This is a genomic window from Streptomyces paradoxus (assembly GCF_014202475.1).
GTDB classification, from domain to species: domain Bacteria; phylum Actinomycetota; class Actinomycetes; order Streptomycetales; family Streptomycetaceae; genus Streptomyces; species Streptomyces paradoxus.
In genome coordinates, this window is the sequence record NZ_JACHGV010000006.1 from 430,055 (window position 1) to 444,476 (window position 14,422).

At 71.4% G+C, this 14,422-nt stretch carries 18 protein-coding genes; 12 read left to right on the plus strand and 6 right to left on the minus strand.

The genetic code is table 11. The annotated features are described in order from the left end of the window. Window position 1: 1 nt before the first annotated feature. A complete protein-coding gene (locus HNR57_RS22325) occupies window positions 2-808 on the minus strand; it encodes an SGNH/GDSL hydrolase family protein (protein ID WP_184562057.1) in 807 nt (268 codons plus the stop codon). A 335-nt stretch (window positions 809-1,143) separates the two neighbouring features. On the opposite strand from HNR57_RS22325, the gene HNR57_RS22330 reads away from it, so the two are divergent. From HNR57_RS22330 to HNR57_RS22360, 7 genes are all read left to right on the plus strand, one after another. Continuing rightward, window positions 1,144-2,349, plus strand: coding sequence for a S8 family peptidase (locus tag HNR57_RS22330; RefSeq protein ID WP_184562059.1), 1,206 nt, complete (start codon window positions 1,144-1,146; stop codon window positions 2,347-2,349). Between the two features lie 495 nt (window positions 2,350-2,844). Beyond that, entirely contained in the window at window positions 2,845-3,666 is an 822-nt protein-coding gene (locus HNR57_RS22335; protein ID WP_184562061.1) for a glycosyltransferase family 2 protein, read from the plus strand. Then, window positions 3,663-4,661 (plus strand): glycosyltransferase family 2 protein, encoded by a 999-nt coding sequence (locus tag HNR57_RS22340; protein WP_184562063.1) that lies wholly within the window; start codon window positions 3,663-3,665, stop codon window positions 4,659-4,661. Before HNR57_RS22335 ends, HNR57_RS22340 begins: the two co-directional genes overlap by 4 nt. Further along, window positions 4,654-5,454, plus strand: a complete 801-nt coding sequence (locus tag HNR57_RS22345) for a polysaccharide deacetylase family protein (protein ID WP_184562065.1) — start codon at window positions 4,654-4,656, stop codon at window positions 5,452-5,454. Before HNR57_RS22340 ends, HNR57_RS22345 begins: the two co-directional genes overlap by 8 nt. A gap of 75 nt (window positions 5,455-5,529) precedes the next feature. Continuing rightward, a complete protein-coding gene (locus HNR57_RS22350) occupies window positions 5,530-6,624 on the plus strand; it encodes a DUF5925 domain-containing protein (RefSeq protein WP_184562067.1) in 1,095 nt (364 codons plus the stop codon). Between the two features lie 137 nt (window positions 6,625-6,761). Next, window positions 6,762-7,157, plus strand: coding sequence for a hypothetical protein (locus HNR57_RS22355; protein ID WP_184562069.1), 396 nt, complete (start codon window positions 6,762-6,764; stop codon window positions 7,155-7,157). A 72-nt stretch (window positions 7,158-7,229) separates the two neighbouring features. After that, window positions 7,230-8,006, plus strand: coding sequence for a DUF72 domain-containing protein (locus HNR57_RS22360; protein ID WP_184562071.1), 777 nt, complete (start codon window positions 7,230-7,232; stop codon window positions 8,004-8,006). Between the two features lie 7 nt (window positions 8,007-8,013). Here HNR57_RS22360 and HNR57_RS22365 read toward each other — a convergent pair whose 3' ends face one another. After that, window positions 8,014-8,382, minus strand: a complete 369-nt coding sequence (locus tag HNR57_RS22365; protein WP_184562073.1) for a GntR family transcriptional regulator — start codon at window positions 8,380-8,382, stop codon at window positions 8,014-8,016. A 71-nt stretch (window positions 8,383-8,453) separates the two neighbouring features. On the opposite strand from HNR57_RS22365, the gene HNR57_RS22370 reads away from it, so the two are divergent. Together HNR57_RS22370 and HNR57_RS22375 are read left to right on the plus strand one after the other, a co-directional pair. Continuing rightward, entirely contained in the window at window positions 8,454-9,383 is a 930-nt protein-coding gene (locus HNR57_RS22370; protein WP_184562075.1) for a GNAT family N-acetyltransferase, read from the plus strand. Further along, on the plus strand, window positions 9,364-9,864 hold the full coding sequence (locus HNR57_RS22375) for a ribonuclease FAU-1 family protein (RefSeq protein WP_184562077.1): 501 nt from the start codon (window positions 9,364-9,366) through the stop codon (window positions 9,862-9,864). Before HNR57_RS22370 ends, HNR57_RS22375 begins: the two co-directional genes overlap by 20 nt. On the opposite strand, the gene HNR57_RS22380 is transcribed toward HNR57_RS22375, so the two are convergent. Then, entirely contained in the window at window positions 9,823-10,452 is a 630-nt protein-coding gene (locus HNR57_RS22380) for a class I SAM-dependent methyltransferase (protein ID WP_184562079.1), read from the minus strand. The two genes, HNR57_RS22375 and HNR57_RS22380, sit on opposite strands and share 42 nt — an antisense overlap. Window positions 10,453-10,592: 140 nt before the next feature. On the opposite strand from HNR57_RS22380, the gene HNR57_RS40325 reads away from it, so the two are divergent. After that, complete coding sequence (locus HNR57_RS40325) at window positions 10,593-10,727, plus strand: hypothetical protein (RefSeq protein ID WP_281403901.1); 135 nt, start codon at window positions 10,593-10,595, stop codon at window positions 10,725-10,727. Window positions 10,728-10,757: 30 nt separating this feature from the next. On the opposite strand, the gene HNR57_RS22385 is transcribed toward HNR57_RS40325, so the two are convergent. Then, complete coding sequence (locus HNR57_RS22385; RefSeq protein ID WP_184562081.1) at window positions 10,758-11,207, minus strand: GNAT family N-acetyltransferase; 450 nt, start codon at window positions 11,205-11,207, stop codon at window positions 10,758-10,760. Window positions 11,208-11,389: 182 nt separating this feature from the next. Between HNR57_RS22385 and HNR57_RS22390 the strand changes: the two genes are divergently transcribed. Further along, window positions 11,390-12,382 carry a lytic polysaccharide monooxygenase auxiliary activity family 9 protein gene (locus HNR57_RS22390; protein WP_184562083.1) on the plus strand — a complete coding sequence of 331 codons (993 nt, stop codon included), beginning with the start codon at window positions 11,390-11,392 and terminating at the stop codon, window positions 12,380-12,382. A 93-nt stretch (window positions 12,383-12,475) separates the two neighbouring features. Here HNR57_RS22390 and HNR57_RS22395 read toward each other — a convergent pair whose 3' ends face one another. Beyond that, a complete protein-coding gene (locus HNR57_RS22395) occupies window positions 12,476-13,336 on the minus strand; it encodes an esterase/lipase family protein (RefSeq protein WP_184562085.1) in 861 nt (286 codons plus the stop codon). Between the two features lie 172 nt (window positions 13,337-13,508). Next, window positions 13,509-13,955 (minus strand): MarR family winged helix-turn-helix transcriptional regulator, encoded by a 447-nt coding sequence (locus tag HNR57_RS22400; RefSeq protein ID WP_184562087.1) that lies wholly within the window; start codon window positions 13,953-13,955, stop codon window positions 13,509-13,511. Between the two features lie 79 nt (window positions 13,956-14,034). Here HNR57_RS22400 and HNR57_RS22405 point away from each other — a divergent pair, with 79 nt between their 5' ends. Beyond that, window positions 14,035-14,409: a cupin domain-containing protein gene (locus HNR57_RS22405; protein WP_184562089.1), complete on the plus strand. Its 375-nt coding sequence runs from the start codon at window positions 14,035-14,037 to the stop codon at window positions 14,407-14,409. The last annotated feature ends 13 nt before the right edge of the window (window positions 14,410-14,422 follow it).

The following is a 14,422-nucleotide window of genomic DNA, read 5'->3' on the forward strand; positions in this document are numbered from 1 at the left end:
GTCAGTCGTTGCTGTTGAGCACCGGCAGGTAGCCGCCCGACTGGCCCGGTGCCTTCGGGTGGTAGGACTCACCGATGTTGAGCCAGCTGACGCTGTGCAGCCAGGAGTCGCCGGAGCAGATCTCGTGACCGGTGAAGGTGGTGCGGACGTCGCCGAAGACGAAGCCATGGTTGGCGGCGCGCTTGGCGATGGCGGTGTTCAGGTAGTCGGAGGCGTCGTTGATGGCCTTGCGCTTGGTCTCGGACAGGCCGAGGCAGGTGGCGCCGAGCTTGTAGAAGCGGGGGTAGCCGAGGACCACGACCCGGGCGGCGGGGGCCTTGGAGCGGATGGCCGAGTACACGCCGTCGAGCTTGCCGGGGAGCGTGGAGTCGACGTACGCCCGGGCGGTGTTGATGCGGGAGACGCAGGCGCTGTCGGACTGGGTGACACAGGTCGTCATGACGTCGGCGAATCCGGCGTCGTTGCCGCCGACGCTGATCGAGACGAGGGCGGTGGAGGCGCTGAGCGGAGTGAGCTGATTCGCGAGAACATCACCCGTTCGGGCGCCCGAACAGGCGGTGAAGGCGAAGGCCGAGGGTGAGTTGGCGGCGGCCCAGAGGTAGGGATAGGCCTTCGTGCTGCGCTTGCAGTCGCCGCTGGAACTGATGTAGCTGCCCGCTCCGACTCCGGAGGAGTAGGAGTCACCGAGCGCCACGTAGCCGCCAGTTGCGGCGAGTGAGGACGCCTGCGCCGTCGCCGCCCCGGAGAGGGCGGTGCCGACGGCGAGGAGGAGCGAGCTCACGAGGACGACAAGTCGGGAACGTCTCATGGAACCTCCCTTTAGCAGGATCTCTGCCATAACCGTGGTAGCAGCTACGCGTGTTGACAGGAAGTGTCCATGCCAAGTCTTTTCGGTCCATCCGCGGATACTCGGCACGTTCCCCACACCTCGTGTTACACGTCGGGCCTCTCTTGTTGCGTGCCCATGACAGATTTGTTGATTGATGCTCAACTCCTTGTTCTACGCCGGTAGTTGGTCGAGGCTTTACTCCGGCCGAGAGCGGAACGCGACGCTCCCGGGCCGTGTGCGCGAGCACGCGCACATCCCCCACACGACGCGCGCCCCACCCAGGCGCGCGCCGCCTAGAGGAGGACTCCCTCGTAATGGCACAACTGCGCAGCAAGAGACTCGGGTTCGCCGCACTCACCTCGCTGGCGACCGCCGCCCTCGTGGGCGGGCTCACCGCCCTCCCCGCCCAGGCCGCACCCGCCGAGGGCCGGGTGCTCGCCGCGGACTCGCCGACCGCGATCAAGGACAGCTACCTCGTCACGCTCAAGAAGAGCGCCGGCCTGAAGGCCTCCTCGGCCGCGGGCAAGGGGCTGGTCGAGGAGTACGGCGGCTCGGTCGACAAGACGTTCGGCAAGGCGCTGAACGGCTACTCCGCCACCCTCTCCGCCACCGAGGCCCGGCGGCTCGCCGCCGACCCGGCGGTCGCCTCCGTCGAGCAGAACCAGCGCGTCAGCCTCGCCGCCACCCAGACCAACGCCCCCTGGGGTCTGGACCGCATCGACCAGACCTCGCTCCCGCTGTCCGGCACCTACACCTACCCGGACAGCGCCGGCAGCGGCGTGACGGTCTACGTCATCGACACCGGCGTGCGCATCACCCACCAGCAGATCAGCGGCCGTGCCGCACACGGCTACGACGCGGTCGACGGCGACAACAACGCCTCCGACGGCAACGGCCACGGCACCCATGTGGCCACCACGATCGCGGGCTCGACCTACGGCGTCGCCAAGAAGGCGAAGATCGTGGGCGTGCGGGTGCTGAACAACAGCGGCTCCGGCACCACGGCCGGTGTGATCGCCGGCATCGACTGGGTGACGAACAACCACTCCGGCCCCTCGGTGGCCAACATGTCGCTCGGCGGCGGCGCCTCCGCCACCCTGGACACGGCGGTCCGCAACTCCATAGCCAGCGGCGTCACGTACGCCGTCGCGGCGGGCAACAGCAGCACCACCGCCTCCTCGTCCTCGCCGGCCCGGGTCGCCGAGGCGATCACGGTCGGGGCCACCACCAACACCGACGCCAAGGCGAGCTACTCCAACTACGGCTCCGTGCTGGACATCTTCGCGCCCGGCTCCTCCATCACGGCCGGCTGGCACACCGGCGACACCGCGACCAACACCATTTCCGGCACCTCGATGGCGACCCCGCACGTCGCGGGCGCGGCGGCGGTCTACCTGGCGGGCCACACCACGTCCACCCCGGCCCAGGTCGCCACGGCCCTGGTGAACGGCGCCGTCACCGGCAAGGTCACCAGCGCGGGTTCGGGCTCGCCGAACCGGCTGCTGCAGATCGTGCAGTGACCGCGGATCGCACCGGCACCTGAACACGCGTTCCCCGGAGGCCCTGATCGCCTCCGGGGAACGCATGTTTATGCGAAGGGAACGTGCAACTTGCGTCGCACAAGGCGCCTGCCGCAACGAACAAACCAACAAAAACGTGAGGGGCCGTTCCAGGTCTTGCCATACGGGTTCAATCGTCAATACCGTCATACATCTCACCCGCATCGGTCCGTCAGTACGCGGCTCTAGGGGAGGGCTCAAGGACCGCGACGAACCGGCGCGGGGCGCGGTAGGGGGGTGCCGTGCTCGGTGATCGCAACTGTCTCCGGGCCGTGCCGCGCGGTCGGCTGCCGTTTTTCGCCGCCGGCCAGCTTTGCCAGCTCACCCGGCGTGCCGGAGCTTCACCCCGGCATGCCTCGCCATCTCGGCGTGCCCGGGTGAGAACCCCCCTTTCGAACCGGACTGGATCCGGACTGCCCTGGGGGGGCGGTCCACCGGACGAGAGGGACCAGACTCATGAGCTCAGTTCTGCAGCCGGCCGCGACGGAGCAGCGTCCGCCGACCGCCTCCAAGTACCGACCCGTCTCCTCTCACCTGGCCATCGCGCCGCCGGTGAGCGTGGTGATCCCGGCCATGAACGAGGCGGAGAACCTGCCCTACGTCTTCAAGACCCTGCCCGACTGGATACATGAAGTGGTCCTGGTCGACGGCAACTCCACCGACAACACCGTCGAGGTGGCCCGCGAGCTGTGGCCCGAGGTCAAGGTCGTCGAGCAGCGCGGCAAGGGCAAGGGCGACGCTCTGATCACCGGGTTCCAGGCCTGCACCGGCGACATCATCGTGATGGTCGACGCCGACGGCTCGGCGGACGGAGGTGAGATCCTCAGCTACGTCTCCGCCCTGGTCTCCGGCGCGGACTTCGCCAAGGGCTCCCGCTTCGCCAACGGCGGCGGCACCGACGACATGACCTTCATCCGCAAGATGGGCAACTGGGCGCTGTGCACGGTCGTCAACCGCAAGTTCGGCGCCCGCTACACCGACCTCTGCTACGGCTACAACGCGTTCTGGCGGCACTGCCTCGACAAGATCGACCTGGACTGCACCGGCTTCGAGGTCGAGACCCTGATGAACATCCGGGTCGTCAAGGCCGGGCTCAAGGTGCAGGAGATCCCGAGCCACGAGTACCTGCGCATCCACGGCGTGAGCAATCTGCGGGCGGTGCGGGACGGGCTGCGCGTGCTCAGGGTGATCCTCCAGGAGCGCTCCAACCGCCGTGCCCTGCGCCGCCGTTCGCCCCGGTCGTCGATGCCGGCCGCGATGCGGGGAGAGGTGTCTTGAGCGGTCCCGGCATCTCCGTCGTGATCTGCGCGTACACCGAGGACCGCTGGGAGGACATCCTCGCGGCGGTCTCGTCGGTCCGCGCGCAGTCGCGGCCGGCCCTGGAGACGCTGCTGGTCGTCGATCACAACGAGACGCTCCGGGAGCGGCTCGCCAAGGAGTACAAGGAGTCCTCCGGGGACGCCGTGGTGCGGGTGCTCGCCAACGCGGGCCCCCGCGGCCTGTCCGCCGGCCGCAACACCGGCATCGCCGCCGCGCGCGGTGAGGTCGTGGCCTTCCTCGACGACGACGCCGTGGCCGAGCGCGACTGGCTGCGGCACTTCGCCGAGGCGTACGGCGACCCGCGGGTGATGGCGGTCGGCGGGCGCACGGTGCCGGTCTGGGCGTCGGGGCGGCGGCCGGACTGGTTCCCGGAGGAGTTCGACTGGGTGGTGGGCTGCACCTACCGGGGTCTGCCGCGCGGCCGGGTCCGGGTGCGCAACGTGCTCGGCGGCAACGCCTCGTTCCGCCGCAGTGCCTTCGACGCGGCGGGGGGCTTCGCCACCGGCATCGGCCGGGACGGCGACAAACGCCCGCTGGGCTGCGAGGAGACGGAACTGTGCATCCGCCTCAGCCGCGCCCGGCCCGACGCGGTACTGCTGATCGACGACCGGGCGGTGATCCACCACCGGGTGCCCGAGATCCGCGAGCACTTCCGCTACTTCCGCACCCGCACCTACGCCGAGGGCCTGTCCAAGGCCCTGGTGGCCCGGAGCGTCGGCGCCGAGAAGGGCCTGGAGTCGGAGCGCCGTTACGCCACGCGCGTCCTGCCGGCCGGGGTGGCGCGGGGGCTGCGGGACGCCCTGCTGGCCCGGCCGGGCGGGGCGGGGCGGGCCGGCGCGATCGTGGCCGGGGTGCTGACGGCGGCGGGCGGTTACGTCGTCGGCAGCGTCCGTGCCCGCCGGGGCGGCACCACGTTCCGGGTACCCGCGGTGGAGGTGGCGGCCCGTGAGTGACACCCGCGTACCGATCCTCATGTACCACGCGGTCGCGGCCGACCCGAACGACGCGACCCGTGCCCTGTCGGTGACCCCGGAGGCCTTCGCCGAGCAGATGGCGGTGCTCGCCGGCCGGGGGCTCACGCCGGTCACCACGGCCGGACTGGCCGCGTGCTGGCGCTCCGGCCGGCCGCTGCCCGACCGGCCGGTCCTCATCACCTTCGACGACGGCTACGAGGGTGTGCACCGGCACGCCCTCCCCGCGCTCGCCAAGCACGGCTTCCCCGCCACCCTGTTCGTCTCGACGGGGTGGCTCAGGGGGCCGTACGACACCGGGGGCGGCCTGGACACCATGCTGGACTGGGACCAGGTCCGCGAACTCGCGGCGCAGGGTGTGGAGATCGGCGGGCACAGCCACAGCCACCCGCAGCTCGACCAGGTCTCCGACGCCACGCTGCGGTTCGAGCTGATCCACTGCAAGGAGATCGTCTCGGATCAGCTGGGCACCGTACCGGCCTCGTTCGCCTATCCCTACGGCTACTCCAGCCGCCGGGTCCGGCAGGCGGTGCGCGAGACGGGCTACGCCCAGGCCCTCGCCGTCGGCAACGGTCTCGCGCGGCGGGCGCAGGGGCCGTACGCGCTGCGGCGGCTGACGGTGCGCCGCAGCACGGGCATCGAGGAGTTCGAGCGCGTGATCGAGGGGCGCGGGATCACCCGTACGTTCGCCGGGGACCGCGCCCTGACCAAGGGGTACGCCATGGTCCGCAGGGCCCGGCAGGCACGTCGGCTGGTCGCCCGCTCCTGGGGCTGACCTGCACGGGGGCGACATGCCGCGTGCACCGGGAAACCGGGTGCACGCGGCCTCCCCGTGCCGGATCATGGCGGCATGTCTGGAAACCCGCACGAGGCGCTGCCGATCCGGCTCAACGTCGACGACTCCGACTCCCCGTCCGACGTCGTCGACGCGCTGTTCCTCGGCCGCTTCGCGACGGGCGAGCAGCCGTACTCCCACGCGGTGAACATCGACCGCGTGCGGTCCGGGGCGACGCTGATGCCGTCCGGCGCCCGGGTGCTGCGCGTCGCCCGGGACGACGACCGCAGCGCGACGCTCGCCGAGGGCGACGGCTGGACGCTGCTGGTCTCCCGCTGGAACCGGGGCGCCGACGTCACGGTGACGGCCACCAGCGAGGAGCTCGCGAAGAAGGTTCTCGACCAGGCCACGGACGGCGCGGCGGACGAGCCCGAACCGCAGCCGGAGAACGTCACGATGGGCTTCTGGTACGTCTCCCCGCGCCGCGGCCCGCACCGCACCACCCGCCAGATCGCGGCGGGCACCTGGGAGGAGGTCCGGCCCAACTACACCGCGCCGGTGGCGGACGCCATGGACCGCCTGATGAAGACGACCCCGGAGGACATCGCGGGCCGTCTCCTGCTGCTGCACGGCCCGCCGGGCACCGGCAAGACGTCGGCGCTGCGGACACTGGCCCGTTCCTGGCGCGACTGGTGCCAGGTGGACTGCGTCCTGGACCCCGAGCGGCTCTTCTCCGACGTCGGCTACCTCATGGACATCGCCATCGGCGAGGAGGACGCGACGGGCAAGGGCCGCTGGCGGCTGCTGCTCCTGGAGGACTGCGACGAGCTGATCCGCGGCGAGGCCAAGCACACGGCGGGCCAGGCGCTGTCGAGGTTGCTGAACCTGACGGACGGACTGCTCGGCCAGGGCCGCAACGTCCTGGTCGGGGTCACGACCAACGAGGACCTGGAGCGCCTGCACCCCGCCGTGGTCCGTCCCGGCCGCTGCCTCGCCCGGATCGAGGTCGGTCCGCTGACCCGCCCCGAGGCGGTGAGCTGGCTGGGCCGGGAAGACGGCGTCGGCCGCGAGGGCGCGACGCTCGCGGAGCTGTACGCGCTGCGCCGCGGCACCTCCCCGACCGCCCTTCCGGAGCCGCGCGGGGGCGTCGACGCGGGGCTGTATCTGTAGCGGGGCCACCCGAAGGGGCTCAGTGGCGAGGCCTTGCCGGGTTCGCTCACAACCGCTTCTCACCTCCCTGTTACCCGGGCGTGCCACGGTGTGCCGGGGAGCGACGCCGCGCTCCGCATGGACCAGGGAGGCCTTTGATGGCGCACACGGCGCCCACCGTGTTCAGCGAATCCGCCCACCGCGCCGCACGGTGGGTCCTGCCCGTCGTGCTCGGTGCCGTCTACGGCAACTGGGTCGCGGTGAACCGGCGTCACGGCGGCCCGATCACCGGGTCGGACGTGGCGTCGGGGGTGTGGAGCGCGCTCGCCTTCATGGTGCTCTGCATCGCCGTGGTCCAGGTGCTCCGCCGCCTCAGGCGCGATCTGCACGCCCTGCACGCCCTGGTCCGGGCCGCCTTCGCCGGTGTCGCACTGGGCTTCCTCTACAGCCAGACCGGCGACGACATCCGGCCCGTGGTCATCACGACGGTGCTGGTCACGGCAGCCGTCTTCCTGCTGCTGTTCTACCGCTTCCACACCCGCGCCGACGCGTAGCGGGCCGGGCGGGACCAGGACGCCACCACCGCCACGGCAGCCCTCCCGGGCACGCGGTGCTTTCATAGGGATATGACCCTGTTCGTCGGCACGTCCGGGTGGCAGTACAAGGACTGGCGGGACGTCCTGTACCCGTCCGGGCTGCCGATGCGGCTCTGGCTGGAGGAGTACGCGGGGCACTTCGCCACCGTCGAGATCAACAACGCCTTCTACCGGCTGCCGGCCCGGGAGACCTTCGAGGACTGGCGGGGGCGGGTGCCCGGGGACTTCGTCGTCGCGGTCAAGGCGAGCCGCTACCTGACCCACATCAAGCGGCTCAAGGACCCCGAGGAGCCGGTGCACCGCCTGATGAGCCACGCGGCGGGCCTCGGCGACCGCCTCGGCCCGGTGCTGCTCCAGCTCCCGCCCACCCTGCGCGCCGACCCGGGTCTGCTGGACGCGTGCCTGGCCTGCTTCCCGGCCCGGACCCGGGTCGCGGTCGAGCCGCGCCACGACTCCTGGTGGACCCCGCAGGTCCGCCGCGTCCTGGAGTCCCGGTACGCCGCCCTGTGCTGGGCGGACATCCTGGCCCGCCCGGCGACACCCCTGTGGCGCACGGCCGACTGGGGCTACGTCCGCTTCCACCAGGGCCGTGCCCGGCCCTGGCCCCGCTACGGCCGCCGCTCGCTGGCCACCTGGCTCGACCGCATCGCCACGACCTGGCCCGGCGGCGAGGACGTCTACGCGTACTTCAACAACGACCCGGGCGGCGCGGCGGTGGAGGACGCGATGGTGTTCGCACGGACCGGGAGGTCGGCGGGGCTGGACATCACGCGCACGCCGGAGCGCCTGGCGCAGCCGTCCGGTTAGGGCTCGCCTACTCCCCGTACGCCGCCCGCAGGGCGTCCCGTACCGCGGCGAGCGCGACGTCCTCGCCCAGCCCGAGCCTCCTGGCCCGCTCCACGTAGGCCTGTGCGGCCGATGCCAGTTCGCGGTCCGCCGCCGCGCCGGCGGCGGCGACGAACGTGCCGTTGCGGCCCCGCGTCTCGATCACCCCGTCCGCCTCCAGCGCCCGGTACGCCTTGGCGACCGTGTTCGCGGCGAGTCCCAGCGACTCGGCCAGTCCCCGCACGGTCGGCAGCCGGTATCCCACCGGCAGCGCACCCGACCGGGCCTGCTCGGAGATCCGCGCCCGCACCTGTTCGTACGGCGGGGCGCTGTCGTCGATGTCGATCTTCAAGGTCACAGCCCGATTGTCGCGCACCCGGCGGAAAATGAGAGGCACCCCGGACGGGTCCCCGCGTAGCGTGCGTCCCCATGACCGTGATCGTGCGCGACCTGCGCCCCGACGTCCGAGCCGACGCCGAGGGGTTCTCCACCACCCGCCGCCTCGCCCTTCCGTACATGCTCTCCACCCCCGAGTCCGTGGTGCACACCCTGACGCACGCCCACCCGGACGCCCACTTCGGGCAGCTCGTCGCCGAGGACGACGGCGAGATCATCGGCACGGCCCAGATCAGCGTCGCCCACGACAGCCCGGAGCCCGGCCAGGGGTCCGCCAACATCTACGTGCGCCCCGGACACACGGGGCGCGGCGCCGGGTCGCTCCTGCTGCGCACCGCCGAGGAGCGCCTGGGACGCCTGGGTGTCACCAAGCTGTTCACCTGGGTGCTGGACGAGCCGGACAACCGCGCCTTCGCCGAGCGGCACGGCTTCCGGGCCAGCCGTTCCGCCTGGTTCCTGCGCCTGGCTCTGGCGGACGGCACCCTGCCGGCCCGCCAGGACCTGCCGGCGGGCGTCGAGCTGCGCACGGCCGCCGACTTCGCGGACGACCCGCGTCCCGTGTTCGAACTGGACGCGGAGGCCTCGTCGGACGAACCGAGCGACATCGACGTGGAGTTCACGGACTACGAGGCCTGGATCGAGGAGACCTGGAAGCAGCCGCTCCTGGACCACGAGCTGACCACGATCGCGGTCGTCGACGGACGCCTCGCCGCCTTCACCGCGGCCTACACCGACGGCGGCTCCCGTTACGCCACCGCCATGACCGGCACCGCCCGCGCGTTCCGGGGCCGGGGCCTGGCCAAGCTCGCCAAGAACGACTCCCTGCACCGCGCCCGCGCCGCGGGGTACACGGAGGCGTTCACCGGCAACGACACCGGCAACGAGCCGATGATCGCCATCAACAAGTGGTTCGGCTACGAGACCTGCGCGAAGGAAATACGGTATGTCCGCGAACTCGGCTGACCGGCTCCCGCAACTGGACGTCGTGCTAGTCAAGGCGGGCCGCACGAAGATCCGTTACACCGGCGAGCTGCTGGCGGACGACGGCACGCGCCTGGCGGTCCGCGCCCCGTGGGCGGGCTCCGGCGTCCGCGACTTCGGGTTCGTCCGCTTCGAACCCGGGGACGTCTTCACGGAGTACTACTGGCGCGACCGCTGGTACGCCGTGAAGGAGGTCCGCTCCGGCACGGGCGCCCTGAAGGGCTGGTACTGCGACGTCACCCGCCCCGCGCTGCGCACCGGTTCGGAGCTGGTCGTGGAGGATCTCGACCTGGACCTGTGGCGCTCGGCGGACGGCTCGGACGTACGCCGCCTGGACGAGGACGAGTTCGCCGAGAGCGGCCTCGGCGATTCGGACCCGCAGGCGGCGTCCGCCGCGCTGGCCGCGCTCGACGAGCTGGAGTCACTGGCCCGCGGCGGCGGCTTCACCGCGCTCCTGGCCTGAGGGGTCCATCGCGACCACCGCGTACCGCTCGTCCGTGACCTGCCCGCCCCACAGCAGCGGATCGTCCGAGAGCCGCTCCACGGACACCCGCCCGGTGATCGGGGCGAGCAGGCCGGTGAGCCGCTCGGCGGAGATGCCGACCGGCTCGGCGCTCCCCCACACGCCCTCGACCAGGACGAGCCGACCGTCCGGCCGCAGCAGGCCGCGCCAGTGCCTGAGGGCGCGGCCGGGATCCGGCAGTGCCCACAGGACGTGCCGGACGAGCACGGCGTCGAAGCGCTGCTCCCCGACCGGTGGTGCCGCGGCGTCACCGACTAGGAACACCGCGTCACGCCCGGCGAGTTTCTCGCGGGCGAGTGTCACCATCGCCGGGGAGAGGTCCACGCCCGTCACCCGGTGCCCCTGCTCGGACGCGAGGAGCGACAGGCTGCCGGTGCCGCACCCGAGGTCGAGGACGTCTCCCTCCCGGGCGGGCAGCCAGCCGCGCAATCGCCCGGCCCAGGCACGGCGCACCTCGGGGTCGCGCAGGCCGTGGTCCGGCTCCTCGTCGAAGGAGGCGGCCTCGGCGTCCCAGTCCACATTCGTCATGGGCCCAAGAGTGACACCCGCCACTGACACTCGAATCGTGACTGCCGCCACTGACAGACCAGGAGCGATGAGTAACTCTCCCCCGAAAGGTCTACCTCCGTGAGAACGCGGAACCCGGTAGACCCTTTAAGGAGGCAGCCATGCGCCGTGTGACCGTGCAGAAGCCCCTGAAGAAGACGGATGTCCGCCGGGTCCGCGAAGAGGCCGACGAATGCCCCGCGGGGCGGCCCGAGGTCCGCAAGGACATCGTCCGCACCTGGTGGCCGGACGCCTGAGCGGCCGGTACCGACCATGAGACGCACGCCTCAGAGCAGCCGCTTGCTGTAGTGCATGCGGTCGTAGGGCCCGCTCACGCGGCGTTCCACCAGTTCGTAGCCGTATCTCGGATAGATCTTCTGGTTCTCCCACATGAGCGCGTTCGTGTAGAGCCTGACCTCGGGCAGGCCCAGCGCACGCCCGTGTGCGTCCACGAAGCGGAGCAGCCGCCGCCCGACTCCCCCGCCGTGCGCGGTGGGGTGGACGGCGATGGTGTCGAGGAAGAGATGGTCCGTGAACGCCTCGACCACGACGAGCCCGGTCACGGGATCGCCCGTCACGAACACCTTGCCCGCGGCCACGTTCGCCGCGTGGTCCTCCTCCATGGGCTGCGGCACGCGCCCGATGCGCTCGATGTAGGGGCGGAAGGCCGCGTCGATCACGTCCGCGACGGCCGGTACGTCGGCGGCCCCGGCCGGCCGGATCTCCTCGTCTGCCATGTCGCGACGGTACCTACCTGATGCCAGTCCGAACACTCCCTTAAGCGGGCCATAAGGATCTCCTCCACCCGCCCTCAGCAGGCGATTTCACGGTTTTCAGGGGCTAGCTTCGGGAGCACCCCACGGGATCCGGCCCACCCGGGCCCGGACCTGTCCCCTGCGCCGCTTCGAGGAGTTCCCGCATGCCCGCACGCCGCACAGCAGCCACCGTCGCCGCTCTCGGCAGCGTCCCGCTCGCCCTGACCGCGCTGACCGCCGCGCCGGCTGCCGCGCACGGTTCGATGGGCGGCCCGGTCAGCCGCGTCTCGCAGTGCTACGCCGAGGGCCCCGAGAGCCCGAGGTCGGCCGCGTGCAAGGCGGCGGTCGCGGCGGGCGGCACCCAGGCCCTCTACGACTGGAACGGCATACGCATCGGCGACGCGGGCGGCCGGCACCAGCGGCTCATCCCGGACGGCAAGCTGTGCAGCGCGAACAATGCGCAGTTCAAGGGGCTCGACCTCCCCCGCGCCGACTGGCCGGCGACGAGCGTGAGAAGCGGCTCGCACACCTTCAAGTACCGCGTGACGGCCCCTCACAAGGGCACCTTCAAGGTCTACATCACCAAGCCCGGCTACAACCCGGCCAAGCCGCTCGCCTGGAAGGACCTGGATCTCGCCAAGCCGGTCGCGACGTCCACCGACCCGGCCGCCACCGGCGGCTTCTACACCTTCTCCGGCACCCTGCCCCAGCGCTCCGGCAAGCACCTGCTGTACGCGGTGTGGCAGCGGTCGGACAGCCCCGAGGCGTTCTACTCCTGCTCCGACGTCAGCTTCGGCGGCGCGGCGGGAGGTGCGGCCCCGGCCCCGACCGCCTCCGCTCCGACGAAGGAGCAGATCAAGGAGGGCAACGCCAAGTCCACGATCGAGCACCACGGGTACGGCGACGACGACCCCAGCACCTCGGCGGCGCCTGCCGCGGCCCCGCGGAAGAGCACGGCGGACCGGCCGAAGGCCGCCGCACCCGCGCCCAACCAGCCGAAGGCGGCCGGTGCCACCGAGAACCTCGCCGAGACCGGCGGCGACAGCAGCACCACGTACCTCGCGATCGGCGGCGCGGCCACCCTGGCGCTCGGCTCGTCGGCCCTGTTCCTGTCGGCCCGGCGCCGGACGGTGAGCGGCGGGCGGCACGGCGGCTGATCCCCACCGCCCCATGACCCGGGGCCTGTCCGGCGGCTCAGGCCGGACAGGCCCCGAAACGTTTCCCTGACACGTGTCAACTGATGACACGTGTCATTCGAACGCCGAAGCACAGGTGGTGGGCCTCGCCCGCGCCGGATCCAGGGCGTTGGCCACCTCGTGGAAGGCGACCCGGTCGAGCAGCCCGATGGCCACGTGCTCGGACAGGTCGACGGGGCACAGGTCCTGGAGCAGGACGTTGCGCACGTCGGGCCCGGTCAGGTACTGGCTGCGCCACGGCGTGACGACCTCGTCGTATCGCGTGGCGATGACGGTGTAGCGCACGCCGGGCACGGTGTCGCCGCCGGCGTTGAGCTTGGTGAGGAAGGCGGAGCCGGTGACCTGGTCGGCGAGGGCGGGGGTGTTCTTCGCCAACAGGTCGGCGGCGCCCGGGAAGTACGGCAGCAGGTGGGTGAAACCGCTCAGGGTGGTGCCGTGGTTGCTGGGTGCGATGCCGACCAGGGCGTTCACCTTGGCGGCTCCGCCGAGGAACTTCAGGTAGTAGCGGGGCATCATGCCGCCCTGCGAGTGTCCGACGACGTCGGTCTCGGCGGCGCCGGTGGCCGCGAGCACCTTGTCGACGAAGCCCTTCAGCTCTCCGGCGGACTTCTCGACGGGTCCGAGGCCGTGGAAGAAGGGGACCCCTTCGAGCCGGCCGTAGTCGAGGGAGAAGACGCAGTAGCCGCGGACCTTCAGGTAGGGGGCGAGGCCCAGCCAGTTGTCGACGGAGTTCCCGAGGGTGCCGTGGACCAGGACGACGGGGCGGGGGTGGGCGGCGGACGGCTTGCAGGAGTAGTCGTTCCAGCCGGAGCCCGGGGCGCCGGAGGCCTGGGCGGTGGTGGCGGGGACGGTGATGGCCGCGGCAGTCAGCAGCAGGGCGGCCAGGGGTCTGAGCACTCGTTTCCAGGGCAGCATCGGGTGATCTCCTTGCGGCTCAAGGGAGGTGCGACGGCACTAGGCCCTGTGATCCGGATCACGAGGATGCTGTTCACTCGTCAAGTTACGGGCGAGTAGTCAAAGTGGGAAGTTACGCGTCAGTAAAAACTTGCAGCGGTAACCGGCATCTCGGTCCCCGGCTGACGCCCCTTCACCAGGCAGGGCGAATGGGCCCATGAGGGGCGATCCGCAGCAACCGCTCCCCCAGCGACCGCACTTCCGGCTCACCCAGCATCTCCACCCACTCCCGCACCGCTTCCGCGGCCGCCTCCTCCGCCGCCCGCGTGCAGTCCCGGCCCCGGCCCGTCAGCACGATCAGCCGTGCCCGCGCGTCCCCGGGATGCGGCCGCCGCTCGACGTACCCCTTGCGCACCAGCTCGTCGACGAGCTGGCTCGCGGCCTGCTTGGTCACCCCGAGATGGGCGGCGAGGTCGGTGACCGTCGCGCCGTCCGGGGCCAGCCGGGCGAAGGCGAAGCCGTGCGCGGGCCGCAGCCCTTCGAAACCGCGGGCGATCACACCCTCGTGGATGCGCTGCGTGAGCCCGCCGGCGACGGCGAGCAGGGCGGAGGACAGGGCCATGGCCTCGGAGTTCTGCACCCGTGCATTGAAACACCCTTGACGGGGTGGTCAAGTAGCTTGACTATATAGTCAAGCTACTTGACCACTTGGAGGCCTCATGCCCATCGTCCGCGCGTCCGAAGCCGTCACCCACGAGATCCACGGCGCCCGATTCGTTTCGTACGCCACCCCGAACAGCGGCAGCAAGGAGCTGTGCGCCTGGCGCGGCGAGATCCCGGCCGGCCTCAAGGCGCCCGCGCACACGGTCAGCCGGGAGGAGATCTTCCATCTGCTCGACGGCGAACTGCTGATCACCCTCGACGGCCGCACCGAGCGGATCGCCGCGGGCGACACGGTGATCATCAACCCTGGCGCCACCCTGACCGTCGAGAACCCGACCGACCGGACCGCGTACTCCTGGGTCACCACCTCGATCGGCCTGGAGGCACGGCTGGCCGACGGCACCCGCATCGCGCCGCCGTGGGCCAACTGACGTCAGGCGGAGG